This is a genomic window from Roseateles asaccharophilus (assembly GCF_031458115.1).
GTDB classification, from domain to species: Bacteria; Pseudomonadota; Gammaproteobacteria; order Burkholderiales; family Burkholderiaceae_C; genus Pelomonas; species Pelomonas asaccharophilus_A.
Map to the genome: position 1 here is coordinate 20,853 of NZ_JAVDXV010000010.1, position 23,019 is coordinate 43,871.

At 70.1% G+C, this 23,019-nt stretch carries 24 protein-coding genes; 11 read left to right on the forward strand and 13 right to left on the reverse strand.

Annotated features, from left to right (window positions below):
- Nucleotides 1–4: 4 nt before the first annotated feature.
- Genes J2X21_RS22795 through radA form a run of 8 tightly spaced genes read right to left on the reverse strand, consistent with a single transcriptional unit; the run spans nt 5 to nt 5,277 of the window.
- The gene (locus J2X21_RS22795) at nt 5–970 is read right to left on the reverse strand and encodes a YheT family hydrolase (protein WP_310332418.1); all 966 of its coding nucleotides are present in this window, start codon (nt 968–970) and stop codon (nt 5–7) included.
- Between the two features lie 11 nt (nt 971–981).
- Nucleotides 982–1,437, reverse strand: a complete 456-nt coding sequence (locus J2X21_RS22800) for a YybH family protein (RefSeq protein ID WP_310332419.1) — start codon at nt 1,435–1,437, stop codon at nt 982–984.
- Nucleotide 1,438: 1 nt separating this feature from the next.
- Nucleotides 1,439–1,654 carry a zinc-finger domain-containing protein gene (locus J2X21_RS22805; protein WP_310332420.1) on the reverse strand — a complete coding sequence of 72 codons (216 nt, stop codon included), beginning with the start codon at nt 1,652–1,654 and terminating at the stop codon, nt 1,439–1,441.
- Between the two features lie 10 nt (nt 1,655–1,664).
- On the reverse strand, nt 1,665–2,597 hold the full coding sequence (locus tag J2X21_RS22810; RefSeq protein ID WP_310332421.1) for a branched-chain amino acid transaminase: 933 nt from the start codon (nt 2,595–2,597) through the stop codon (nt 1,665–1,667).
- A 36-nt stretch (nt 2,598–2,633) separates the two neighbouring features.
- Nucleotides 2,634–3,020, reverse strand: coding sequence for a hypothetical protein (locus tag J2X21_RS22815; RefSeq protein WP_310332422.1), 387 nt, complete (start codon nt 3,018–3,020; stop codon nt 2,634–2,636).
- On the reverse strand, nt 3,017–3,367 hold the full coding sequence (locus tag J2X21_RS22820) for an antibiotic biosynthesis monooxygenase family protein (protein ID WP_310332423.1): 351 nt from the start codon (nt 3,365–3,367) through the stop codon (nt 3,017–3,019). Before J2X21_RS22820 ends, J2X21_RS22815 begins: the two co-directional genes overlap by 4 nt.
- 58 nt (nt 3,368–3,425) lie before the next feature.
- A complete protein-coding gene (locus J2X21_RS22825; protein WP_310332424.1) occupies nt 3,426–3,857 on the reverse strand; it encodes a hypothetical protein in 432 nt (143 codons plus the stop codon).
- A gap of 55 nt (nt 3,858–3,912) precedes the next feature.
- A complete protein-coding gene (gene radA / locus J2X21_RS22830; protein WP_310332425.1) occupies nt 3,913–5,277 on the reverse strand; it encodes a DNA repair protein RadA in 1,365 nt (454 codons plus the stop codon).
- A 129-nt stretch (nt 5,278–5,406) separates the two neighbouring features.
- Between radA and J2X21_RS22835 the strand changes: the two genes are divergently transcribed.
- From J2X21_RS22835 to J2X21_RS22845, 3 genes are all read left to right on the forward strand, one after another.
- Nucleotides 5,407–6,036: a LysE family transporter gene (locus J2X21_RS22835; protein ID WP_310332426.1), complete on the forward strand. Its 630-nt coding sequence runs from the start codon at nt 5,407–5,409 to the stop codon at nt 6,034–6,036.
- The gene (locus J2X21_RS22840; protein WP_310332427.1) at nt 6,036–6,938 is read left to right on the forward strand and encodes a DMT family transporter; all 903 of its coding nucleotides are present in this window, start codon (nt 6,036–6,038) and stop codon (nt 6,936–6,938) included. Before J2X21_RS22835 ends, J2X21_RS22840 begins: the two co-directional genes overlap by 1 nt.
- A gap of 105 nt (nt 6,939–7,043) precedes the next feature.
- Nucleotides 7,044–8,084, forward strand: coding sequence for a hypothetical protein (locus J2X21_RS22845; RefSeq protein ID WP_310332428.1), 1,041 nt, complete (start codon nt 7,044–7,046; stop codon nt 8,082–8,084).
- Between the two features lie 3 nt (nt 8,085–8,087).
- Here J2X21_RS22845 and arfB read toward each other — a convergent pair whose 3' ends face one another.
- Complete coding sequence (gene arfB / locus J2X21_RS22850) at nt 8,088–8,495, reverse strand: alternative ribosome rescue aminoacyl-tRNA hydrolase ArfB (protein WP_310332429.1); 408 nt, start codon at nt 8,493–8,495, stop codon at nt 8,088–8,090.
- Nucleotides 8,488–9,588 carry an alanine racemase gene (gene alr / locus J2X21_RS22855; RefSeq protein WP_310332430.1) on the reverse strand — a complete coding sequence of 367 codons (1,101 nt, stop codon included), beginning with the start codon at nt 9,586–9,588 and terminating at the stop codon, nt 8,488–8,490. The genes arfB and alr overlap by 8 nt, the downstream gene beginning before the upstream one ends.
- 126 nt (nt 9,589–9,714) lie before the next feature.
- Between alr and lplT the strand changes: the two genes are divergently transcribed.
- The gene (gene lplT / locus J2X21_RS22860; RefSeq protein ID WP_310332431.1) at nt 9,715–11,007 is read left to right on the forward strand and encodes a lysophospholipid transporter LplT; all 1,293 of its coding nucleotides are present in this window, start codon (nt 9,715–9,717) and stop codon (nt 11,005–11,007) included.
- Between the two features lie 34 nt (nt 11,008–11,041).
- Here the strand turns inward: lplT and J2X21_RS22865 are convergent, their stop codons facing one another.
- The gene (locus J2X21_RS22865; RefSeq protein WP_310332432.1) at nt 11,042–11,995 is read right to left on the reverse strand and encodes a hypothetical protein; all 954 of its coding nucleotides are present in this window, start codon (nt 11,993–11,995) and stop codon (nt 11,042–11,044) included.
- A 153-nt stretch (nt 11,996–12,148) separates the two neighbouring features.
- Here J2X21_RS22865 and J2X21_RS22870 point away from each other — a divergent pair, with 153 nt between their 5' ends.
- The gene (locus tag J2X21_RS22870; protein WP_310332433.1) at nt 12,149–12,640 is read left to right on the forward strand and encodes a glutathione peroxidase; all 492 of its coding nucleotides are present in this window, start codon (nt 12,149–12,151) and stop codon (nt 12,638–12,640) included.
- A gap of 33 nt (nt 12,641–12,673) precedes the next feature.
- On the opposite strand, the gene J2X21_RS22875 is transcribed toward J2X21_RS22870, so the two are convergent.
- Complete coding sequence (locus J2X21_RS22875; RefSeq protein ID WP_310332434.1) at nt 12,674–13,318, reverse strand: Crp/Fnr family transcriptional regulator; 645 nt, start codon at nt 13,316–13,318, stop codon at nt 12,674–12,676.
- A gap of 56 nt (nt 13,319–13,374) precedes the next feature.
- On the opposite strand from J2X21_RS22875, the gene J2X21_RS22880 reads away from it, so the two are divergent.
- The 6 genes from J2X21_RS22880 (at nt 13,375) to J2X21_RS22905 (ending at nt 19,858) form a co-directional block, all read left to right on the forward strand.
- The gene (locus tag J2X21_RS22880) at nt 13,375–14,457 is read left to right on the forward strand and encodes a DUF2332 family protein (RefSeq protein WP_310332435.1); all 1,083 of its coding nucleotides are present in this window, start codon (nt 13,375–13,377) and stop codon (nt 14,455–14,457) included.
- Between the two features lie 25 nt (nt 14,458–14,482).
- Nucleotides 14,483–15,679, forward strand: coding sequence for an amino acid aminotransferase (locus J2X21_RS22885; protein WP_310332436.1), 1,197 nt, complete (start codon nt 14,483–14,485; stop codon nt 15,677–15,679).
- Nucleotides 15,676–16,548 (forward strand): hypothetical protein, encoded by an 873-nt coding sequence (locus tag J2X21_RS22890; protein WP_310332437.1) that lies wholly within the window; start codon nt 15,676–15,678, stop codon nt 16,546–16,548. Before J2X21_RS22885 ends, J2X21_RS22890 begins: the two co-directional genes overlap by 4 nt.
- 96 nt (nt 16,549–16,644) lie before the next feature.
- Complete coding sequence (locus J2X21_RS22895) at nt 16,645–17,889, forward strand: D-amino acid dehydrogenase (protein ID WP_310332438.1); 1,245 nt, start codon at nt 16,645–16,647, stop codon at nt 17,887–17,889.
- Entirely contained in the window at nt 17,886–18,977 is a 1,092-nt protein-coding gene (locus J2X21_RS22900) for a serine hydrolase (protein ID WP_310332439.1), read from the forward strand. Before J2X21_RS22895 ends, J2X21_RS22900 begins: the two co-directional genes overlap by 4 nt.
- The gene (locus tag J2X21_RS22905; protein ID WP_310332440.1) at nt 18,956–19,858 is read left to right on the forward strand and encodes a S66 peptidase family protein; all 903 of its coding nucleotides are present in this window, start codon (nt 18,956–18,958) and stop codon (nt 19,856–19,858) included. The genes J2X21_RS22900 and J2X21_RS22905 overlap by 22 nt, the downstream gene beginning before the upstream one ends.
- A gap of 212 nt (nt 19,859–20,070) precedes the next feature.
- On the opposite strand, the gene J2X21_RS22910 is transcribed toward J2X21_RS22905, so the two are convergent.
- On the reverse strand, nt 20,071–22,989 hold the full coding sequence (locus tag J2X21_RS22910) for a TonB-dependent receptor domain-containing protein (protein WP_310332441.1): 2,919 nt from the start codon (nt 22,987–22,989) through the stop codon (nt 20,071–20,073).
- Nucleotides 22,990–23,019 lie beyond the last annotated feature (30 nt).

Here is a 23,019-nt window from a genome sequence, read left to right on the forward strand (position 1 = left end):
TCCTTCAGCGTTGCCGCCCCAGCCAGTCGCAGACCTGCTGGGGCATGGTCAGCAGATGACCGGGCAGGTGGCCGGCGGGGAAGCCGACATGGCCGCCGTGGCCGGGCTGCCAGAGTGTCACATAAGCGCCCACTTCAGCGGCGTTCGGCAGGCTGTGGCCCGGCACGAACGGATCGTTGCGCGCGTTCAGCACCAGCGCCGGGATGCGGATGTGATGCAGATGCGGCTTGGACGAGCCGCGGGCCCAGTAGTCGTCGGCGCTCTTGAAGCCGTGCAGCGGCGCGGTGAAGAGGTCGTCGAATTCGTAGATCGTGGACGCGCGCCTCAGCCGCTCGCCGTCGAACAGGCCCGGATGCTGCTGCAGCTTGCGCAGCGCTTTGGGGATCATGGTGCGCAGGAAGCGGCGTGCGTAGACCTGCTTGTTGAAGCCGCGGTCTATGGCCATGCCCGCCGCCTTCATGTCGATGGGCGAGCAGATGGAGCACACCGCGTGGGCGATGTGGGCGGCCTGAGTGCCGGCCTCCTCGGCCCAGCGCATCAGCGCATTGCCGCCCAGCGACACGCCGGCCACCAGCAGCTTGTGGCCATGCCGCTCGCGCAGCCGGCGCAGGATCCAGTCGATCTCTTCGTAGTCGCCCGAGTGGTAGGCGCGTGGCGCGCGGTTCAGCTCGCCCGAGCAGCCACGGAAGTGCGGCAGCGCCATCGCCCAGCCGTTGGCGCGAGCCACGCTGGCGAAGGCGACGCTGGAGTGGCTGGTGCGGTCGCCTTCCAGGCCGTGGAACAGCACGAACAGCGGCGCGCCGGGCGGTGCACCGGCCAGGAAATCGACGTCGATGAAGTCGCCGTCCGGCGTGTCCCAGCGCTCACGGGTCCAGGCCGGCGCGGGGCCATCGTGCTGGCGGCTGAAGAGGGCGGGCCAGATGGTCTGGGCGTGGCCGCCGGGGAGCCACCGGGGGGCGCGGTACTGCATGGCTCCGGGGCTCAGTGAAGCGTGCCAGCGTCGGCCACCAACTCCTGCACGTCGCCCGCGCTGCCGGGGCTGGCATGGTGCAGCACCAGGCGCCAGCCCAGTGCGGTCTTCAGATAGACGTTGGTCGCGATGACCCAGGACGTGGGCGCCGCCTGGCCGGCCTCGGCATGCAGTTGCACGCGCTCCAGCACGTGGTGGATGGCGCAGTCGCCGCTGTGCAGGCGCCGCACGCGCTCGGGGTGCACGTTGACCGTGCCGCGCTGGAAGACGGCCTCGAAGGCAGCGCGTATGGCAGCCAGGCCCACGATGCGCGGGCCGCCTGGATGTACGCAGGCAATCTCCTCGTCCTCGGCCCACAAGGCCATCAGGTGGTCGAGGTCGGCATGCTGCAAGGCCTCGTAGAACTGGGCCTCGGTGTCATCGGGCGACGCGAGCAGCGCCGCCTGCTGGGCGCGCGAACGCGGCATGTCAGTGGTGACCGCCGACGACCTCGCCGGCCTTCAGCTTGTAGGCCGTGCCGCAATAGGGACATTGGCCCTGCCCGCCGTGGGTCAGGTCGATGAAGACCTTGGGATGGTTGCTCCACAGCGCCATCTTGGGGTTGGGGCAGAAGACGGTGCCGTTGTCGTTGCAGTCCTTGGCGGTCACTTCGACGGTGGCTGCGGGGGCTTGGGTGGTGCTCATTTTTGTGCTCTCAGACGGCGGTCAGCCACTCGGCGTATTTGGGGTTGCGGCCATTGACGATGTCGAAGAAGGCCGACTGGATCTTTTCGGTGATGGGGCCGCGCGAGCCGCTGCCGATCTCGATGCGGTCCAGCTCGCGGATGGGCGTCACTTCGGCGGCGGTGCCGGTGAAGAAGGCCTCGTCGCAGATGTAGACCTCGTCGCGGGTGATGCGCTTCTCGACCAGCTTCAGGCCCAGGTCCTGGCAGATCGCGAAGATGGTGTTGCGGGTGATGCCGTTCAGCGCGCCGGCGGACAGGTCGGGCGTGTAGACCACGCCGTTCTTGATGACGAAGAGGTTCTCGCCCGCGCCCTCCGACACGAAGCCCGAGGCGTCCAGCAGCAGCGCCTCGTCGTAGCCGTCGTCGGTGGCTTCCATGTTGGCCAGGATGGAGTTGGTGTAGTTGGACACCGTCTTGGCCTGCGTCATCGTGATGTTGACGTGGTGGCGGGTGTAGCTGCTGGTCTTCACGCGGATGCCGCGCTTCAGGCCCTCCTCGCCCAGGTAGGCGCCCCAGCTCCAGGCGGCCACCATCAGGTGCACCTGGTTGCCCTTGGGGCTGACGCCCAGCTTCTCGGAACCGATCCAGATCAGCGGGCGGATGTAGGCGCTCTTCAGGCCGTTGGCCTTGACGACTTCGCGCTGCGCGTCGTTGATCTGCTCGGCCGAGAACGGCACTTTCATGCGCAGGATCTTGCCGCTGTTGAGCAGGCGCTGCGTGTGCTCCTGCAGCCGGAAGATGGCCGTGCCGTTGACCGTGTCATAAGCGCGCACGCCCTCGAAGGCGCCGCAGCCGTAGTGCAGCGTGTGGGTCAGCACGTGGATCTTGGCGTCGCGCCAGTCGACGAGTTCGCCGTCCATCCAGATCTTGCCGTCGCGGTCGTGCAGGGGGGCGGGAACCATCGGTAACTCCAGGTGCAGGGAAGAAAAACGGCGATTTTACGAAGTCGCGTCGTCCGCGGTCACCCGCAGCAGCCGCCACTCGGCGAGCTTGCCTTTCTTCAGCACCACTTCCACCGCGTCGCCGCCCGCGTCGCGCCAGACGTAGGTGTCCGCGGTCTGCTTCTGGCCCAGGCTGCCGGTCAGCTTGAGCAGCTCCACCAGCTTCATGCCTTCGTGCAGTTGGCTGTTCAGCATCACCGCGCTGGTTACCGAGCCCATGGGCGCGGCGCCGGCCTTCTGCATCAGCCGCATCAGCCGGCTCATCTGCAGCAGCAGCCAGAACACGATGCCGGTCGTCGCGAAGACGATGCCCTTCCAGCCGAAGAAGGCGCCGCCGGCCAGCAGCGCGGCGACGGCCAGCACGGTGCCGATCAGCGCGTTCATGCTTGGGGATCCTTCAGGCCATCGTCGCGTTGCCAGGCGTAGGCCCGCTCGACCTTGGCCACGCGCAGCGTGTAGCGGCTGTACCAGTCGCTGCGGCCGTGGTCGCGGGCGATGCGGTGCTCGGCGTTGCGGCGCCAGGCGGCGATGTCGTCGGGGCTGCGCCAGTAGGACACCGTGATGCCGAGGCCGTCGTCGCCGCGGGCGCCTTCCACACCGAGATAACCCGGCTGCTCGGCCGCCAGTTCCAGCATGCGGTCCGCCGCGCCGCCGTAGCCGCTCTCGTCGGCGGGCGTGCGCTGGCTGGTGAAGATGACGGCGTAGTAGGGTGGTTCAGGCAGGGGGCTCATGGCTGGCGGCGGCTTGCGGGCCCCGCATCCTGCCATGACCGGCGGCGCCGGCCGGAGGTCAGGCGGGCACCTTCAGCAGCACGCAGCGCACCCACTGGCCGGCTTCCAGCGCCGCCAGATGGCCGTTCAGGAACTGCTCGGCCGTCGAGTTGCGGGCCGTGAAGCACAGGCCGTGCAGGATGCCCATGCGCGGCACGGGCCGCGACCACTTGCGCTCGACGACGCCGTTGAACCACGACACCTGCTCGTCGCCGGCGTCCATGTCGGAGCGGCCCAGCAGCAGCACCACCTCGTACTTGTCGTCGGTCAGCGGCTCGATCGCGCTGGTCAGCACCTGCAGGCCGCCGTCGCTCAGGTTCAGCACCAGGCCGGCCGGCCCCTGGCTGAACTGCACCGGCTTGAACACCCAGCCCGGCAGCGAATCGGCATCGTGCTGGGCGGCGAGAAAGTCGGTGCGCGGGAACTGCCTGAGCTCGGCGGGATCGGTCATGGGGACGCCTCCTTTGGACGCCCCATCCTAAGCAGACTTTGCGTCGGCTGGCACCCTAGGCCAAACCCCGCAGTACCTCGATGGCCTGCTCCACCCGCTCGACCGCATGGATGGTCAATCCCTCGATGGCCTTCTTCGGCGCGTTGGCCTTGGGCACCACGGCCACGCTGAAACCGAGCTTGGCGGCCTCCTTCAGCCGCTCCTGGCCGCGCGGCGCGGGGCGCACCTCGCCGGCCAGGCCGATCTCGCCGAAGGCGATGAAGCCCTTGGGCAGCGCGCGGCCGCGCAGCGAACTCTGGATGGCCAGCAGCACTGCCAGGTCGGCCGCTGGCTCCGTGATGCGCACGCCGCCCACCGCGTTGACGAACACGTCCTGGTCGCCGGTGGCGACGCCCGCATGCCGGTGCAGCACGGCCAGCAGCATGGCGAGCCGGTCGCGGTCCAGGCCGACAGACAGCCGCCGCGGGCTGACGCCGCCGCTGTCCACCAGCGCCTGCAGCTCGACGAGCAGCGGCCGCGTGCCTTCCAACGTGACCAGCACGCAGCTGCCCGGCACCGGTTCCGTGTGCGTGGACAGGAAGATCGCGCTGGGGTTGGCCACGCCCTTCAGCCCCTTCTCCGTCATCGCGAACACGCCGATCTCGTTGACGGCGCCGAAGCGGTTCTTGATGGCGCGCACGAGGCGGAAGCTGCTGTGTGTGTCGCCCTCGAAGTACAGCACCGTGTCGACGATGTGCTCCAGCACGCGCGGGCCGGCCAGCGCGCCCTCCTTGGTCACGTGCCCCACCAGCACCATCGCGCAGCCGCGCGCCTTGGCCGTGCGGGTCAGCTGCGCCGCGCATTCGCGCACCTGGGCCACCGAGCCGGGTGCCGACGACAGTTGCTCGGAATACAGCGTCTGGATGGAGTCGATGACGCAGAAGTCGGGCTCCTCGGCCTCGATGGTCGCGAGGATCTTCTCCAGCCCGATTTCGGCCAGCACGCGCACCTTGTCGCCCGCCAGACCCAGCCGGCGCGAACGCATCGCGACCTGGGCGCCCGACTCTTCACCGGTCACGTACAGCACCTTGACGGTCTGGCTCAGTGACTCGACGGCCTGCAGCAGCAGCGTGGACTTGCCGATGCCAGGGTCGCCGCCGATCAGCACGACGCCGCCGGCCACGATGCCGCCGCCGAGAACCCGGTCCAGTTCCTCCTGGCCCGTGGGCGTGCGGTCGTAGTCGCTGGCCTCGATCTCGCTCAGCGTGGCCACCGGCTGGCTCTTGGCGAGCGCCTGGTAGCGGTTCTTGCCGCCGCCGGCCGGTTCGGCGGCGGATTCGGTCAGCGTGTTCCAGGCACTGCAGTGCGGGCATTTGCCCAGCCACTTGGGGCTGGTGCCGCCGCATTCGGTGCAGGTGTAGATGCTTTTGCTTGTGGCCATGCGGGCATTGTCAGCGGCCCCAACGCTGCCTCGTCGGTGCCTACGCCCTCCGCGTGAATAAGCCCGCGACAGCACCGCACCGGCCTGCATGGGACACTGCGTGCCCAGCAGTTGGCGATGGAGCCGGTCATGGATTTCTCGGTGTGGTTGGCGTTCTTCGCGGCGTCCTGGGCCATCAGCATCTCGCCGGGCGCGGGCGCCGTTGCGGCGATGAGCGCGGGGCTGAGCCACGGCTTCAAGCGCGGCTATTTCATGACCTTCGGCCTGATCCTGGGCATCGTCACGCAGGTCATCCTTGTCAGTGTCGGCCTGGGGGCGCTGATCGCCGCGTCGTCGCTGGGCTTTGCCCTCGTCAAGTGGGCCGGTGTGGCCTATCTGGTCTATCTGGGCGTGCAGCAATGGCGCGCGCCGGCCCGGCCGCTGGCGGCCGCCGATGACGGTGCCGTGCAGGTCACGCGCCGGCAACTGGTGCTGCGCGGCTGGGGCATCAACGCGGTCAACCCCAAGGGCACGGTGTTCCTGCTGGCCATCGTGCCGCAGTTCCTGAATCTTTCCGCGCCGCTGGCGCCGCAGTACCTGGTCATCGGCGCGACGCTGGCGTTCACGGACCTGGTGGTCATGGCCGGCTACACGGCGCTGGCCGCCCAGGTGCTGGCGGCGCTGAAGAGCGAGAACCACATCCGCGCGCTGAACCGCGTGTTCGGCTCGCTGTTTGTCGCCGCCGGCGTTCTGCTCGCGACCGTCAAGCGCACGAACTGATGGCAGCCGGCAACTCCAGCCGCCTCCCCACCTGGCTGCTGTTCCTGGCCCCGGTGCTGATCTGGGCCAGCACCTGGCACATCATCCTGTACCAGCTGGCATCGACGGTGCCGGTGCTGACGTCGGTGGGCTGGCGCTTCCTGCTGTCGGCGCTGCTGCTGGCCGGCATGGCGCTCGCGCGCGGCCAGTCGCTGCGGCTGCCGGGCTATGCCCATCTCTACATGCTGGCCACCGGTGTCATCCAGTACGCCGGCAACTACTGGGCCGTCTACGAGGCCGAGCGCTATGTGCCCAGCGGCCTGGTGGCGGTGCTGTTCTGCCTGCTGGTGTTCATGAACGCGCTGGCGGCCTGGCTGTTGTGGCGCCAGCCGGTCAGCCGGCGCTTCCTGGCCGCCAGCAGCGGCGCCGTGCTGGGCGTGGCGCTGATCTTCTGGCCCGAGCTGGCCGTCACCGGCGAGCGCCCGGACGCGCTGCTGGGCCTGGGCTTGAGCTTCTTCGCCGTCGTGGCGGCCTGCGTGGGCGGCTTCTTCACGCTGGCGTTGCAGCGTCGCGGCCTGCCCATCGTGCCGGTGCTGGCCTGGAGCATGGGCTATGGCGCGTTGTTCCTGTTGCTGCTGTCGCTGGCGACCGGGCGTGGCCTGCCCTTCGACTGGACGCCCAGCTATGTCGCCAGCCTCGTCTATCTCGCCGCGTTCGGCTCGGTCATCGCCTTCACGCTGTACTTCCAGCTGGCCGAACGCAAGGGACCGGCGCAGGCCGCCTTGATCGGCGTCATGGTGCCGGTCATCGCGCTGATGGTGTCGGCCGCGCTGGAGGGCTGGCAGGCGACGCCGCTGGCGATCGGCGGCATGGCGCTGTGCCTGGTCAGCCTGTTCGTCGCGACGCGGCCCCAGCGGCCCTGACTCGTCCGGCGCGACGCCGGCTTCGTCGCGCGGTGCCGGCGTCCGTCGCGAGCCACGCCGGCGCCCGGAATGCATGACTAGCATGCCGCCTCAGGGAGGATGGACATGCGCTGGATGGCACTGCTAGGAGCGGCGTTGCTCGGTTGGGGCGCGCCGGTGGGGGCAGCCGGGCTGGTGGTGGAACGGCTGGACCTGGGCGAAGGCCCGGGCGAGCAGGTCTACAAGCTGCAGGAGCAGGGCGACCTGCGCGTGTTTGCCCGCTCGGCGTCGAACTTCCAGCAGGTCCGCCTCCAGCTGCAGCGCCGCATCGCGGGGCAGTGGCAGCCCGCGCAGGACTTGCCGGCCGGCGATCCGCGCTGGCAGGACGGTGCGTGGACCGCGCGCCTGCCCGTCAACGAAGGCGTGCGAAGCAACGACTTCACGCTCACCCCGGACGGTCGCTACGTGTTGTGGTGGAGCGGCAACGCAGACCTCGATGGCGGCGACCTGTATCTCGCCGAGCGGTTGGGCGATGCTCATGGCCCGGCGCTGCGACTGCCGGCGCCGGTCAACGGGCCGGCGTTCGAGTTCACGCCTTCCATCAGTGCCGACGGCGAGTGGATGTACTTCGCCTCCACGCGTGGCGACGCGCAGGGGCTGTCGCATGTCTATCGGGTTTCATGGCCGCAGGTGCTCGCGCAACTGGGCGCCGCCGCCAGCGCCCACAGCCAGGCGGCGCTGGACCAGGCCGTCAGCGCGCTGTGGCACGCCATCGGTCACGCGCCCGGTCAGGCGTCAGACGTCCAGGCACTGCGGCGCCTGCTGCATCCCGATGCCCGGGTGTTCGGTCAATCCATCAAGGCCAGCAGTCTGCAGCTGTGGGTGGCGTCCGCCGAACAGTTCCTGGCCGAGATGGGCCGGCCGTCGGACAAGGGGTTGTACGAGTGCGAGGTCGAGCGTCAGCAGCGGCGCTTCGGCGGCCATGCCCAGGTCTACAGCGTCGTGCAGACCCGGCGCGATCCGGCCCAGGCGGGCCCGTCCTACACCGGCGTGAACAGCATGCACTGGCAACTGGGGCCGCAAGGCTGGCAGCTGCTCAGCCTGCACTACGCGCTTGAGAGCCCGGGCTTGCGCCTGCCGTCCGCGGCGGCCGTGTGCCTGGGCTGAGCCTCAATCCAGCACACGACCCCGCCCCGCCTTGACGCTGCTGCGCTTGGCCTTGCCCTCCAGCCGCCGCTGCTGCGAGCCATAGGTGGGCTTGGTCGCCCGCCGCGCCTTGGGCACATGGGCCGCGGCCTGCACCAGCTCGATCAGCCGGGCGACGGCGTCGGCGCGGTTGCGCTCCAGGCTGCGCGAGTCCTGCGCCTTGATGACGACGACGCCGTCCGCCGTGATGCGCTGGTCGGCCCAGTTCAGCAGCCGCGCCTTGACGGCCTCGGGCAGGCTGGAGGCGCGGATGTCGAAGCGCAGGTGGACCGCGTTGCTGACCTTGTTGACGTTCTGGCCGCCCGGGCCGCTGGCGCGGATGGCATCGAACTCGAGCTCGTCCGGCCGCGGCGACCAGTTCAGGTCAGGCATTGCGAACGGGCACTCGCGGTGCCACGGCGCACATCAGCTCGTAGCCGATGGTGCCGGCCGACTGGGCCACCTCGTCGATGGGCAGCCGGCTGTCGTGCGGGCCTTCGCCCCACAGCGTCACCTCGCTGCCGAAGCCGCTGGCCGGCAGCTCGGACAGGTCCACCGCCAGCATGTCCATGCTGACGCGGCCCAGCGTGCGGGTGCGCTTGCCGTCTACCAGCACCGGCGTGCCGGTGGGCGCATGGCGCGGGTAGCCGTCGGCATAGCCGCAGGCCACAATGCCCACGCGTGTGGCGCGCTCGGCCGTGTAGGCGCTGCCATAGCCCACCGTGTCGCCCGGCTGCATCTGCTGCACGCCGATGATCTTGGAGCGCAGCGTCATCGCCGGCTTCAAGTCCCAGTGGGCGGCGTCGTGCTCGGGATAGTCGGGCACGCCGCCGTAGCTCATGATGCCGGCGCGCACCCAGTCCAGCGCCGTGCGGCTGGCGTGGCGCAGCGTCGCGGCGCTGTTGGCGATGCTCAGCTCGCCGGCCAGGCCCTCCGTGGCGGCCTCGAACGCGGCCAGCTGGTGGGCGATGCCGTCCACGCCCTGGCGCAGCGCGTCAGCGTCGGAGAAGTGCGTCATCAGGCCGATCTCGTCCACCTGCGGCAGTGCGTCCAGCCGCGCGTAGGCAGCGCGGAAGGCGGTGGGCGCGAAGCCCAGCCGGTTCATGCCCGAATTCAGTTTGAGGAACACGCGGTGCGGCTCGTGCGTCTTGTGCATGGCCAGCCAGTCGATCTGCTCCTCGCAGTGGACGGCATGCCAGAGCTTCAGCCGCGAGCACAGCTCCAGGTCGCGCGGCTCGAACACGCCTTCCAGCAGCAGGATGGGGCCGCGCCAGTCCAGCGCGCGCAGCCGTTCGGCCTCGGCCAGGTCCAGCAGCGCGAAGCCGTCGGCGGCGCGCAGGCCCTCGAAGGCGCGCTCGATGCCGTGGCCGTAGGCGTTGGCCTTGACGACGGCCCAGACCCGGGCGTTGGGCGCCTGCGCGCGGGCGCGGGCCAGGTTGTGCGCGAGCGCGTCGGTGTGGATGAGGGCTTCGATGGGACGGGGCATGCCAGCATTTTGCGCGCCTGGATGGTGCAAGAAGGCTGCGCAGGGGGCATGCTATAAACCCGCGCCGCCCATCGGTCGGCCTCAGTTACAAGCCCTCGAGACAGTCCTGATCGCGCCCGACGACCGATGAAACGCGGCTTTTACACCATCATGTCGGCGCAGTTCTTCAGCTCGCTGGCTGACAACGCGCTGTTCGTCGCCGCCGTCGAGCTGCTGCGTTCCTCCGGTTCTCCGGAGTGGCAACGCGCCGCCCTGGTGCCGATGTTTGCCCTCTTCTATGTCGTGCTGGCGCCCTTCGTGGGCGCTTTTGCCGACTCGGTGCCCAAAGGCAAGGTGATGTTCTATTCGAACACCATCAAGGTCGTGGGCTGCCTGATGATGCTGTTCGGTACCCACCCGCTGGCGGCCTACGCCATCGTGGGCCTGGGCGCCGCGGCCTACTCGCCGGCCAAGTACGGCATCCTGACTGAACTGCTGCCGCCGTCGCAACTGGTCAAGGCCAACGGCTGGATCGAGGGGCTGACCATCGCCTCCATCATCCTGGGCGTGCTGCTGGGCGGCCAGCTGATCGGCGACCGCATCGCCGGCGCGCTGCTGGGCATCGACCTGCCGTTCATCGACACCGGCATCGACACCGGCCCCGAGGCGGCCATTGCCAGCCTGGTGGCGCTGTACGTCATCGCGGCGCTGTTCAACCTGCGCATCCCGCGCACCGAAGCGCCGCTGCAGCCGCTGACGCTGAGCCCGGTGGACCTGGTGCGCGACTTCTCGGCCTGCAACAGCCGCCTGTGGCAGGACAAGCTGGGCCAGATCTCGCTGGCCACGACCACGCTGTTCTGGGGCGTCAGCGGCAACCTGCGCTACATCGTGCTGGCCTGGGCCGCCGCGGCGCTGGGCTACGGCACGCAGCAGGCCTCGTCGCTGGTGGGCGTTGTCGCCGTGGGCACGGCGGCCGGCGCGGTCGTCGCATCCATGTACTGCCGGCTGGACCGCGCCACCTCCGTGATCCCGCTGGGCATCGCGATGGGCCTGCTGGTCATCTTCATGAACTTCATCGGCAACGTCTGGGTGGCGGCGCCGTTCCTCATCATGCTGGGCGCCATCGGTGGCTACCTGGTGGTGCCGATGAACGCGCTGCTGCAGCACCGCGGCCACAACCTGATGGGCGCGGGCCGCAGCATCGCCGTGCAGAATTTCAACGAGCAGGCCTGCATCCTGGGGCTGGGCGCGTTCTACACGGCCATGACCCGTTTCGGCCTGTCGGCCTTCGGCGCCATCACCATCTTCGGCATCGTCGTCGCGGGCACGATGTGGCTCATCAAGCGCTGGCACCAGCGCAACCTGGTGGAGCACAAGGAAGAGGTCGAGCACCTGCTGGACCTGGCCCGCTCGGACCACGTCACGCCCGTGGACCGGTAAGCCCCTCACAAGGGGCGCTCGCCGGCCGGTCAGGTCAGGACTTGCGGCCCTTGCGGCCCGTGGTCGGCTGGATCAGGTGCCGGCCTTCCAGCACCATCTCGATGGCCTCGCTCCACGCGCGGGCGATCTTGAAGCAGCCGCTGTGGTTCAGGTGGATCTCGTTGTGCCAGTCGCCGCTGATGCCGGTGGAGCCCGGCGCGGCCAGCGCCAGCGGCACCGTGGTCGAGTCGAACACGTACAGGCCCGGGAAGGCTTCCTTGTCGGCTGCCATGCTCTTCAGCAGCAAGGCCAGATGGAAGACCATCAGCCGGCTCACCGCCGCCCAGTCGGCCGCGGGCACGCCGTAGGCCTTCATTGCGGGGTACAGCCAGGGGCCGCTGGCGGCGCCCAGGTCGTCGTTGCTCTCGGCGCCGGCCGGGCGCGGCATGGGCACGGCGTAGCAGTGCATGAACACCGGCTTGCCGGCCGACGGGCCCTGGTCGCGCAGCGACAGCAGGTGCTTCACGTTGGCGCGCAGGTAGTCGGCGTAGGTGGCCCAGCCGGGCTCGGAGAAGTAACGCGCCACGCCGGCCGACGGCGGGCCCCATTCGGTCTGCCGGCGCATCAGGCGCAGTTCCAGCGGGATGGGCTCGCCGTTCCAGTTCATGGCCGGCGTGCGCGCCGCGGCAATCAGGTCGTTGCCGCCGACGGACAGCAGCACGCCGTCCCACACCGGTGCATCGGCGCCGGTCAGCAGCTTGACGAAGTCGGGGCTGGACTCCAGGTCCACCATGTGCGACAGCGCATTGCCCGTGCCGGCGCAGTTGACGGCGGCCGTCTTCTCCCTGAACACCAGCTCCTGCAGCAGGTTGGCGTGCGCGTTCAGCTTGGCGGCGGCGTTGGAGAACCAGGAGTCCCCCTGCGCCAGCAGCTTCCAGCGGAAGCCGCCGAGGTCGGGCGGGGTGCGGCCGGCCAGGTCGGCCGGGGTGAAGCAAGCCAGGTGATCCATGAACATGAGGTATCGGGTTTTGCTTGACCGGTGCCACCCCGCGGGGTGGCTCGAATTTCGCGCGATTGGAAGGCCAGCCGCATGACGGGCGCCATGCTACAAACCCTCGCTCGCCGGGCGGTAGCATCGGCGGCGTCTTTCTAGGGAGGCACCATGGCTGACAGCGTCTTCGACTTCCAGGCCACATCCATCACCGGCGAACCGGCCGACCTGGCCTCCCAGCGGGGCAAGGTGCTGCTCATCGTCAACACGGCCAGCGAGTGCGGCTTCACGCCGCAGTTCAAGGGCCTGGAGCAGCTGTGGCAGGACTACGGTCCCCAGGGGCTGGTCGTGGTGGGCTTCCCCAGCAACGAGTTCGGCGGGCAGGACCCCGGCAGCAACGACCAGATCGCGTCCTTCTGTGAGCTGAATTACGGCGTCAGCTTCCCGATGATGGAAAAGATCAAGGTCAATGGCGGCGAGGCCCACCCGCTGTGGAAATTCCTGAAGAGCGAGAAGCCCGGCTTCCTGGGCACCGAGGCCATCAAGTGGAACTTCACGAAGTTCCTGATCGGCCGTGACGGCCAGGTCATCAAGCGCTACGCGCCCAACGATGCGCCGGAGAAGCTGCGCGGCGACATCGAGGCGGCGCTGAAGGCTTCCTGAAACTAGGGCCTGCTCCCGTAGTGTGAATAGGCCCTAGGGCCGCACCCACAGCCGCCCGCGCCCCAGCCGCAGCCGACCCTCGGCCTGTGCGGCCTGCAGCAGTTCGTTGACGGTCTGGCGCGACAGGTGGGCCAGCCGCGCCAGTTCGGTCTGCGTGGCCGGCACCTCCAGCCAGCCCGCGTCGTCGCGCCGGCCGCGCTCGCGGGTCATCTGGGCCAATGACAGCGCGAACCGCTCCGCGGCATCCTGGTGGCGGGCCGCCTGCAGCAGCCGCAGCGTGCCGTCGTGCCGGTGCGCGAACTCGGCCAGCAGCGCCCGGGCAAAACCCGGCACCTCGTCCATCAGCCGCACATACGCGTCGCGGGCGATGACCAGCACCTCGGTGGCGCCGCGCGCCACCGCCTCGTAGCCCGCGGGCTGTCCGGCCGCGAACGCCGCCAGGCCGAACAGCCGCGGTGGGGCGATGTTCTCGAGCGCCGACACGCTGCCGTCCACACCGGTGAAGCGGGCCTCGATTTCGCCGCTGGCGACCGCATAGAAGGCCGCCGTGCGCTGTCCCTGCACGAACAGGCTGCGGCCGTCGCACAGCCGCCGGCGCGGGAGGGTGACGCCCGCCGGCAGCGCGATGCCGGGGAAAAGCGCGTCGAACACGCGTTGCAGGGCCGGGTCGGAGGACATGAGGCATTGTCGGTTGGCCGACACAAGCTGCTGCCGCGTCTGCCTATGCTGGCCGCATGCATCACACCGAGCTGAGAGAACTGCTGCTGCGCTTCGGCCGCGACGGCTGCGCGCAGGAGCCGCTGTATGTCGCGCTGTGCGCCGTGGCGGCCGAGAACGACCGGGCCGTCGCGCTGTTGGCCGAGGCGCCGCCCGAGCAGCGCAAGGTCAACCTGCTGCTGGCGGCGTTGCACGAGCGCGTGCTGGCCGGCGTCGCGCCGGCATTGGCGGCGTACTACGCCAGCGCTGGCGGCACGCGGGCGCCCGATGCCGGTCTGGCCGCTGCGCTGGACGACTGCCTGCGGCGCGAGTGGCCCACGCTGCTCGCACACCTGCGCCACGGCGCCACGCAAACCAATGAGGTCGCGCGCGGCGCCGCCATCTGGCCGGCGCTGTGCACGGTGGCTGCCGCGACCGGTGCGCGGGATCTGGCCTTGCTGGACCTGGGCTGCAGCGCCGGCCTGAACCTGGGCGTGGACCGTCTGCATCTGCGCTACCGCCGCGACGACGGCAGCTGGCACGAACGCGGCGCCGCCCACGACGGACAGGCGGCCGAAGTCGAGGCGCTGTGGCTGGGCGATGCCGCGCTGCCGGGCGAACCGGCCTGGCGCCTCGCGCAGCGCGACGGGCTGGACCCCGCCCCCATCGCTGTCGATGACGCGGACGGCCTGCGCTGGCTGCAGGCCTGCCTGTGGCCGCATGACGCGCGCCGCCGCGAACGCCTGGCCCGCGCGGCAGCGCAACTGCAGACCTTGCCCGTCACTCTGACCCGTGCCGACGACTGCATCGCCGCCATCGCCCCGTGGCTGGCGGCGGTGCCTGCAGGGCGGCAACCCGTGCTGTTGACCAGCTGGGTGCTGTACTACTTCAGCGCGGCCGACGTCGCGCGGCTGCGCGCCGAGGTGGACCGGCTGGGCCTGCCCTGGCTGTGCGGCGAACTGCCGGCGCTGAGCGCGCGAGGGCCACTGCCGTCGTTGCCCGGGCTGCCTGCGGATGAGTCCGCAGCGTCCGCCACGCTGTGGACGCTGTGCCACCGCGGCCAGGAGCAGCACCTCGCCTGGAGCCACCCCCACGGTCGTTGGGTCCATTGGCTTGGATAATCCGGTCTCCCAAGGAGACCGACCCATGTTCCAGCACGTCGACGCCTACGCCGGCGATCCCATCCTCAGCCTCAACGAGGCCTTCCAGAAGGACCCCCGCGCCGGCAAGATCAATCTGTCCATCGGCATCTATTTCGACAACGACGGCCGCATCCCCATGCTGCCGTCGGTGCGCGCCGCCGAGCTGGCCGTCGTCGAGGCGGCCGGTGCCCGGCCCTATCTGCCGATGGAAGGCGCCGCCAACTTCCGCAGCGCCGTGCAGGAGCTGCTGTTCGGTGCCGGCCACCCGGCCATCGCCGCCGGCCGCATCGCCACCATCCAGGGCGTGGGCTCCAGCGGCGGCCTCAAGGTGGGCGCCGACCTGCTGAAGCGCTACTTCCCCGACAGCAAGATCTACCTGTCCGACCCGACCTGGGACAACCACCGCGCCGTGTTCGAGGGCTCGGGCCACGTCTGCGAGACCTATCCGTACTACGACGCCGCCACCGGCGGCGTGCGCTTCGACGACCTGCTGGCCTTCTTCAAGGGCCTGCCCGCGCGCAGCATCGTGCTGATGCATGCCTGCTGCCACAACCCCACCGGTGTGGACCTGACGCCCGACCAGTGGCGCGCGCTGGTGCCGGTCATGCGCGAGCGCGAGCTGCTGCCCTTCCTGGACCTGGCCTACCAGGGCTATGGCGACGGCATCGCCGAAGACGCCTTCGCGGTGCGCCTGCTGGCCGACGAGGGCATCAGCTTCCTGGTCGCCAACAGCTTCTCCAAGAGCATGAGCCTGTACGGCGAACGCTGCGGTGCGCTCAGCGTGGTCTGCCCCGATGCGGCCCAGGCGGCGCTGGTGCTGGGCCAGCTGAAGTTCATGATCCGCCGCAACTACTCCAACCCGCCCATGCATGGCGGCCAGGTGGTGGCCAAGGTGCTGACCGACCCCAAGCTGCGCGCGATGTGGGAGGCCGAGGTGACCGAGATGCGCGAGCGCATCCAGGCCATGCGCCGCCAACTGCACGGCGTGCTGGTCGCCAAGCTGCCGGGCCGCAACTTCGACTACTTCCTGACCCAGCGCGGCATGTTCAGCTACACCGGTTTGAGCCCCGACCAGGCGGAGCGGCTGAAGACCGAGTTCGGCGTCTACATCCTGCGCTCCGGCCGCATGTGCGTGGCCGGCCTGAACACGCGCAACGTCGACGCCACGGCCGAGGCCATGGCCGCGGTGCTGGGCGCTTGAGACTCAGGCAAGCCCTGGCGGCGTGGGCGCTGGCGTTGCTGGCGCCCATGGCGCTGGCCGAGCCTGCGGTCGAGCGCATCACCTGGCTCAGCGGCGACACGCTGGTGCAGCGTGAGGGCGGCCGCATCGAGCGGCCGTCGGACCGCATGATCAACTGGCTGTCCGGCCGCCTGGGCGGCGTGCAGCACCAGCGCGTGGTGGCCAATGCCAAGCGCAGCTGGATGTTGATCGAGGCCGGCGAGCAGGTCTGCCATGCCAGCGCGGTGCGCCTGCCCGAGCGCGAGCGCCTGGCTCATTTCAGCAACACCTGGCTGATGCCGCCGCTGCAACTGGTGGTGCCGCTGACGCGGCGCGCACAGCTGCCGGTGGACGGTGCCGGCCAGGTGGACCTGGCTGCGCTGCTGGCCGACCCGCAGTGGCGCGGGCTGCTGGTGGACGGCCGCAGCTACGGCACGCAGATCGACGCGCAGCTGGAGCGCGTCGAGGGCTCGGAGCGGCTGCTGCGTGTCACCTCCGGCGACTTCGGCAGCAACATCCTGCCCATGCTGTTGCGTGGCAACGCCGACTTCGCCATCGAGTACCCGAATGCCCTTGCCGCATTGGCCCGACAGCAGCCCGACGTGGCCCGGCTGGCGACGCTGCCCATCCAGGGCGCCGCCGAGCCCGTGCCCAGCGGCGTGGCCTGCCCGCGCACGCCCTGGGGCCTGGCGGCGGTGCGGCTGATCGACCGCGCGCTGGGCACCCCAGAAGGTGCGGCCATGCTGCGCGAGGGCTTGATGCTGCAGATGTCGGCCGACACGCAGCGCCAGTACCGCAGCCAGCTGGACAGCTTCTTCCAGCGCCGCAGCCGGCCCACGCCCGGGCTCTGACCATAACGCGCGGTGATGGGCCAAGCCGCCGCTTTCATTGGCAGCAGGCCCTGAGCCTCTTTACCCTGCCGGCCAAGACAAATGGTCCAGGGCAGGATGAAGCATTGCGTGGTGATCGGCGGCGGCGTGGTGGGCCTCACCACGGCCTGGGCGCTGCTGGAGCGTGGCCACGCGGTGACGCTGTTGGAGCGCGACGACGCGGTCGCCCAGGGCGCCAGCCGGGCCAATGGCGGCCAGCTCAGCTACCGCTACGTGTCGCCGCTGGCCGATGCCGGCGTGCCGCTGAAGGCGCTGCGCTGGCTGCTGGACCCTGACGGCCCGCTGCGCTTCAAGCCCGAGGCGAGCTGGGCGCAATGGAGCTGGCTGCTGGCCTTCCTGCGCAACTGCCGCGGGCCCGTCAACGGCCGCACCACCGAGCGCCTGCTGGCGCTGGGCGCCTACAGCCAGACCAGCTTCGGCCAGCTCGTCGCGCAGGCCGAGCTGGGCGACCGCATCGCGCTGCGCACGCCCGGCAAGCTGGTCGTCTACCGCAATCCCACCGAGTTCGCCCGCATCGCTGCCCGCAAGAACGGCAGCGGCGTCGAGCAGGCGCTGTCGCACGATGACTGCGTCACGCTCGAGCCAGCCTTGGCCGACACCGAGGCCACGCTGGCCGGCGGCATCTTCACGCCCGGCGAGGCCGTGGCGGACTGCCACGCCTTCTGCCAGGAACTGTTCACGCGGCTGCAGGCGCACGCCGGCTTCAAGGGCCGGCTGCAGGCGCGCGTGGACGGCCTGCTGACGGCCACGCGCGGCGACGTGATCGGCGTGCGCACGGCGGCCGGCGACGTGACGGCCGACGCCGTCGTGCTGGCCGCCGGCCTGCACAGCCGCGCGCTGGCCGCGACCGTGGGCGTGGAGCTGCCGCTGTACCCGCTGAAGGGCTACAGCCTGACGGCGCCCATAGCTGATGGCCATAGAGCCCCCGAGGTCAGCGTGACCGACTTCGAGAAGAAGATCCTCTACGCCCGCATCGGCAGCGAACTGCGCGTCGCCGCGATGGTGGACCTGGTCGGTGAAGACCTGACCCTGGACGCCGGCCGGCTGGCGTCGCTGCAGCGCTCCGTACGCGCCACCTTCCCGAGCGCGGCCGACTACGACCGCGCCACGCCCTGGGCCGGCCTGCGCCCCGCCACGCCCAGCGGCGCACCCATCCTGGGCGCCAGCGGCGTGCCCGGCCTGTGGCTCAATGTGGGCCATGGCGCACTGGGCTTCACGTTCTCGTTCGCGACGGCCAACATCGTGGCGGAGCTGGTGTCCGGGCGTGCCAGCCCGCTGCCGCTGGATGGCCTCAGCTTATGACCGCTGACGATCTCGCCCAGGCGCTGCGTGCTGCCGTGCTGGCGCAGCGCTTCGAGACCACGCCCGACAAGCTGCAGGATGGCGCGCCGTTGGGCGTCATGCCCAGCATCGATCTGGCCGTGGCACTGTTCCCGCGTGGCGGTGCGGCGCCGGTGGCGGCCAACGTTCTGTTCTCGCGCGAGCATCCGCAGGGGCTGGTTGCCCGCTTCGATGGCGGGTTCGGTCCCGTCAACAACATCGCCTTCCACGCCGACGTGCGCGACGCCAAGGGCGACTCCTACGCCTGGCTGCCTGGCGCCGATTGGTCGCGCATCGCCTTCCCCGCCTGGTTCGGCAACGGCGGCCCGCGCTTTGTTGCGCCCTACCCGGCCTCGCTGCTGAAGATGATGGTGGCCGTGGGCGTGGGCCTGCTGGTGGACAGTGGCCGCAGCGACTGGGCGCTGCCGCTGGCGTACAAGGACAAGACCCGGCCCGTGGGCGACTGGCTGTTCGACATGATCATCGTCAGCAGCAACGAGGCGACCTCGGCGCTGGTGGCCCACCTGCATGCACGCGGTGGCATCCGCCGCGAGGCGGGACGCGAGGTGCACAACGAGATGCACACGCTGTTCGCAGCACTTGGCCTGCCCGGGCTGATGATCGCCAACACGCAGCCCGACGGCGGCTGGGGCAACGGCGCCGGCTCGGGTGTGGGCCAGATCCAGATGACCGCCTGGGACGCGCTGCGGCTGATGTGGCGGCTGGATGCCGATGCGCCGGCGCAACGCGCGCTCGTCAGCCCCGCCAGCCGCGACGTGATCCGCCGTGCGCTGGACGCGCAGAAGCTGCACCACAACCTCAGCAGCGAGTCGCTGCGCGCGCTGCCCGGCTGGGTGGCGGGCATCCCGTCGCGCTTTGCGCACAAGACCGGCAACACGCAGAACTACACCAGCGATGCCGGCATCGTGCACGACGGCGAGCTGCACTACGTGATCGCGATCACGACCAGCCTCGGCAGCCGCTACGCGCCGCATGCCGACGCGTCGACGACCTGGAAGATCCCGGCGCTGGGCGCTGCCGTCCACGCATGGCTGCAAGCGAATTCCTGATCCCGCCGCTGCGGCCGGGCGCGCACATCGCCGTCATCGCGCCGGCCGGCCCGCCCAAGCCGGGGCGGCTGGAGCCGGTGCCCGGCTGGCTGCGCGAGCGCGGCTACGAGGCCACGCTGCTGCCCAGCTGCTTCGGGCCGCCACCGCTGGATTTCCTGGCCGCGCCCGATGCGGTGCGGCTGGCCGATGTGCATACCGCGTTTTCCGCGCCGAACTTCGACGCCGTGCTGGCGCTGCGCGGTGGCTCGGGCTGCATCCGGTTGCTGGACGCCATCGATCTGGACCTGCTGGCCGCCAGCCGCAAGCTGCTGATCGGCTACAGCGACCTGACCGTGCTGCACGCGCTGCGCACGCGCGCCGGCATCCCGTCGCTGCATGCGCCCATGCCCGCCAGTGACTGGGGCCTGCCGGGCGCGCAGGCCGACACCGATGCGCTGTTCCATCGCCTGGACACCGGCTGGCGCGCGGGTGATGTGGTGGGCCGGGCCGACCGCCATCCGCTGACCCGCGGTGGCAGCGCGCGAGGCCGCCTCATCGGCGGCAACCTCGCGATGTTCTGTGCGCTGCTGGGCACACCCTACCTGCCCGACCTGGACGGCGGGCTGCTGTTCATCGAGGACATCAGCGAGGAGCCCTACCGCGTGGACCGCATGCTCAGCCAGCTGCGCCTGGCCGGCGCGCTGGACCGCATCGCGGGCCTGCTGGTGGGCAGCTTCAGCGGTGCCGAGAGCTCCGATGCCGTGCTGGCTGACCACCTCCCGCGGCTGCGCTGCCCCGTGCTGGCCGGCTGGCCGTCGGGCCACGGCCAGCCCAACCGGCCGCTGCCGCTGGGCGTCATCGCCGAGATGGACGCCGCGGCGGGCACGCTGATCCTGCGCTGAAGTGACATTCCGGTAGCCTGTGCGTGCGAAGGGATAGCGCCGGGACACGAAGCGGCAGGCCCGCCCGTCCTCCTGCGCTCAGCCCGCTCACGCCGGAATAAAAAAATGCCTCGCGGCAAGCGAGGCAGGGAAGGCCGGTGCGGAACCGGCCGGGAGTCAAACGAGTTGGAGGTTGGGTGCCTTTCGGCCGTGCCCGAAAGGCGCTCAACCTTTTAGAACATGCGGTACTCGATACGCAGCGTGTAGGCGCGGCCGCGCGGGTCGGCCACGCGCGGCTCCCAGCTGGAGCCGGCGCCGGTGTTGGTGTCGTAAGTGACGCTGAACGGCGGGGCTTCGTTCAGCAGGTTCTTGATGCCGGCCGTGATGGTCAGGTTCTTGATGCCGCTGTAGGCCAGGCTGGCGTTGAACACCGAGTAGGCCGGGACCAGCGGCGTCCAGTTGGCGGGCTTGACCGTGCCGTTGGCCACGCCCGGCAGCACGAAGTCCTGATAACCGGTGCGGTAGACGTGGGCCACGGTGGCGGTCCAGGCGCCTTCGGTGCGGCTCAGCGTGGCGGTGTGCTTGTAGCGGATGCCCAGGTCGCCCGAACGCGTGAAGCGGCCCACCTCGCTGGCGCCCATCGGCGCGCTGGGCACCAGGCGGGACTTCTTGTCCAGCAGGTAGGACAGGTCGTAGCCTGCCGTCCAGCTGGCGCCGAAGGCCTTGAACGCGCCCTTGAGGCCGAACTCCAGGCCCTTGGTGATGGTCTCGCCGGAGTTCACCCAGCGCGTGTCCACGCCCACCAGCTTGCCGGCGCTGTCGCGGAAGAAGTTGTCCTTGAAGTACTCGTAGTTGCTGGCCAGCACGGTCAGGCCGAACGACTGGATGCTGCCGGTGCGCTCCACCGACCACCAGTCCAGGTTGGCCACCAGGTCCTTGTGCGGCTGGAACACGACGCCGGCGCTGTACATCTTGGCCTCCTCGGGGCCCAGCGAAGACTTGCCGCCGAACAGCACGCTGAAGTCGCGCACGCTCTCGCAGCCCGGCGTCGTCGACACCACGCGGCTGGGGCAGGTGGCGGGGTCGGTGAAGTCGGCGCCGACGAACTGGCTCTGCGTCACCGGGTCGAACATCTGCTTGAACGTCGGCACGCGGAAGCCCGTGCTGTACGCGCCGCGGAACAACAGCTGCTCCATGGGGTTGTAGCGCACCGAGACCTTGGGATTGGTCGTCGCGCCGAAGCCGGTGTAGTCGTCGCGGCGGATCGCGCCGGTGATCTCCAGGTCCTTCATGACCGGCACGGCCACTTCGGCGAACACGGCCTTGATGGTGCGCTTGAGCGTGCCGGCGGTGGCCAGCGCGTTGTCGAAGGGCACGTTGAAGATCAGCGCGCCCACGGTGTTGGCGTCGGGGCGCTGGTCGCCGTCGAACTTGTACTTCTCGGTGCGCGCGTCCACGCCGAAGGCGGCCATGACCTGGCCGGCCGGCAGCTTGAACAGCGGGCCCGACACGGTGGCGTCGGCCTGCTGCATGTCGAACTTGCCGCCGTACAGCGTCACGCCCTCGGCCGAGATCGCGTCCAGCGCCTTCATCGCCTCGGGCGTCTGGGTCAGCGAGAAGGGGTTCAGCACGCCGGTGTTGATGAGGTTGGCGAACGGCTGCCAGTAGTGGTAGCCGGTGCCCACGGTGGAGCTGCCCTTGCTCTCGGCGCGCGCGAAGCCGACCTTGTAATCCCAGTCGCTGAGGAAGGGCAGCGGGCCGTCGGCGCCGATGAGCACGCGGGCGGTGTCGGCCACCGTGTCGATCTCGCGGTTGCCGCAGGGCATGCAGCGCCAGCGGAAGGCCATGCCCAGGCCGCGGTTGCCGGCCAGTTCGGGGAAGGACTTCACCAGCGCATCGAAGATCGCGTTGTAGCCTGCGCCCGTGCTCGGGTAGCGCAGGTCGCGGAACGGGCTGGGCACCGAGGTGCCGTTGGGCAGCGAGGTGTTGGCCGTGCCGGTGCCGCTGGTGATCTGGTTGGGCGAGAAGCTCTTGGTGGACTCGGCGCGGCCCAGCACCGCCTCTGCGAACACGCGGTGGTCGCCCAGCTGGCCGGTCAGGCGGCTGACGAGGTTGGTGCTGCGGATGGGCTGCTGGATGACGGCGGCACGGCCGGTGTCCCAGGCACAGCCGTACTTGGACGCGGCGGTGGCCCACAGCAGCTCCTGGTAGGGGCTCTGGCCGTCCACCGACGAGCAGCCGGCACCGCCCGGCAGGTCCAGCACGTTGATGCCGTTGACACGCAGCGCCGGGTTGGCGAAGTCCACCGGGCCGGCCGTGTTGTTGCGCGTGCCATTGGGCATGGTCACCGTCAGCACGTTCTCGCGCGTGCCGGCCACGCCGAACAGTGTCGCGATGGGCGTGCCGCGCGTGTCGGGCGCGAGGCCCCGGTCGGGCTGGAAGGTGTTGACGAAGTCGCGCTGGTCGCCGCGCAGCACCTTGTTGTCGCGCACGGACAGCGAGGTCAGGAAGTTGAAGCCCTGTGTCTCGAGGTTGCCGAAGCCGGCCGTGACAGCGGCGCCGTAGATCTCGCCGCCCTTTTGCTGCGGCACGTCGGCCAGCGCGTTGATGGTCACGCCGGAGTAGTTCTGGCGCAGGATGAAGTTGATGACGCCGCCGATGGCGTCGGTGCCGTAGATGGCCGAGGCGCCGTCCTTCAGGATCTCGACGCGGTCGATGGCGGCGAACGGGATCTGGTTCAGGTCCACCGTGCCGCCGTTCAGGCCGTGGGCCGCCACGCGGCGGCCGTTCAGCAGGATCAGCGTCGCGTTGCTGCCCTGGCCGCGCAGGTTGGCGCTGGACGCGCCGTTGTTGCCGCGCGCCGCGCCGTCCACCACGTCGGCATTGCCGGCCAGGTTGTCCAGCCCGTTGCCGTTGATGTTGAGGTCCATGATGAGCTGCTCGGCCGACGCGATGCCGGCCCGCTCCATGTCGCGGCGGCTGATGACCTGCACCGGCAGCGCGCCCTCGTCGCGGATGCGCTTGATGCTGGAGCCGGTCACCTCGACGCGCTCCAGCCGCTTGCCGTCAGGCTGCGTCTGCGCCAGCGCGATCCCGGCATGCGCCGCCAGGCCGATCACTGCAAGCTGCCCCACCAGACGATTCAACTTCATCACGACTCCTTGTTATGACTTTCGACTGCC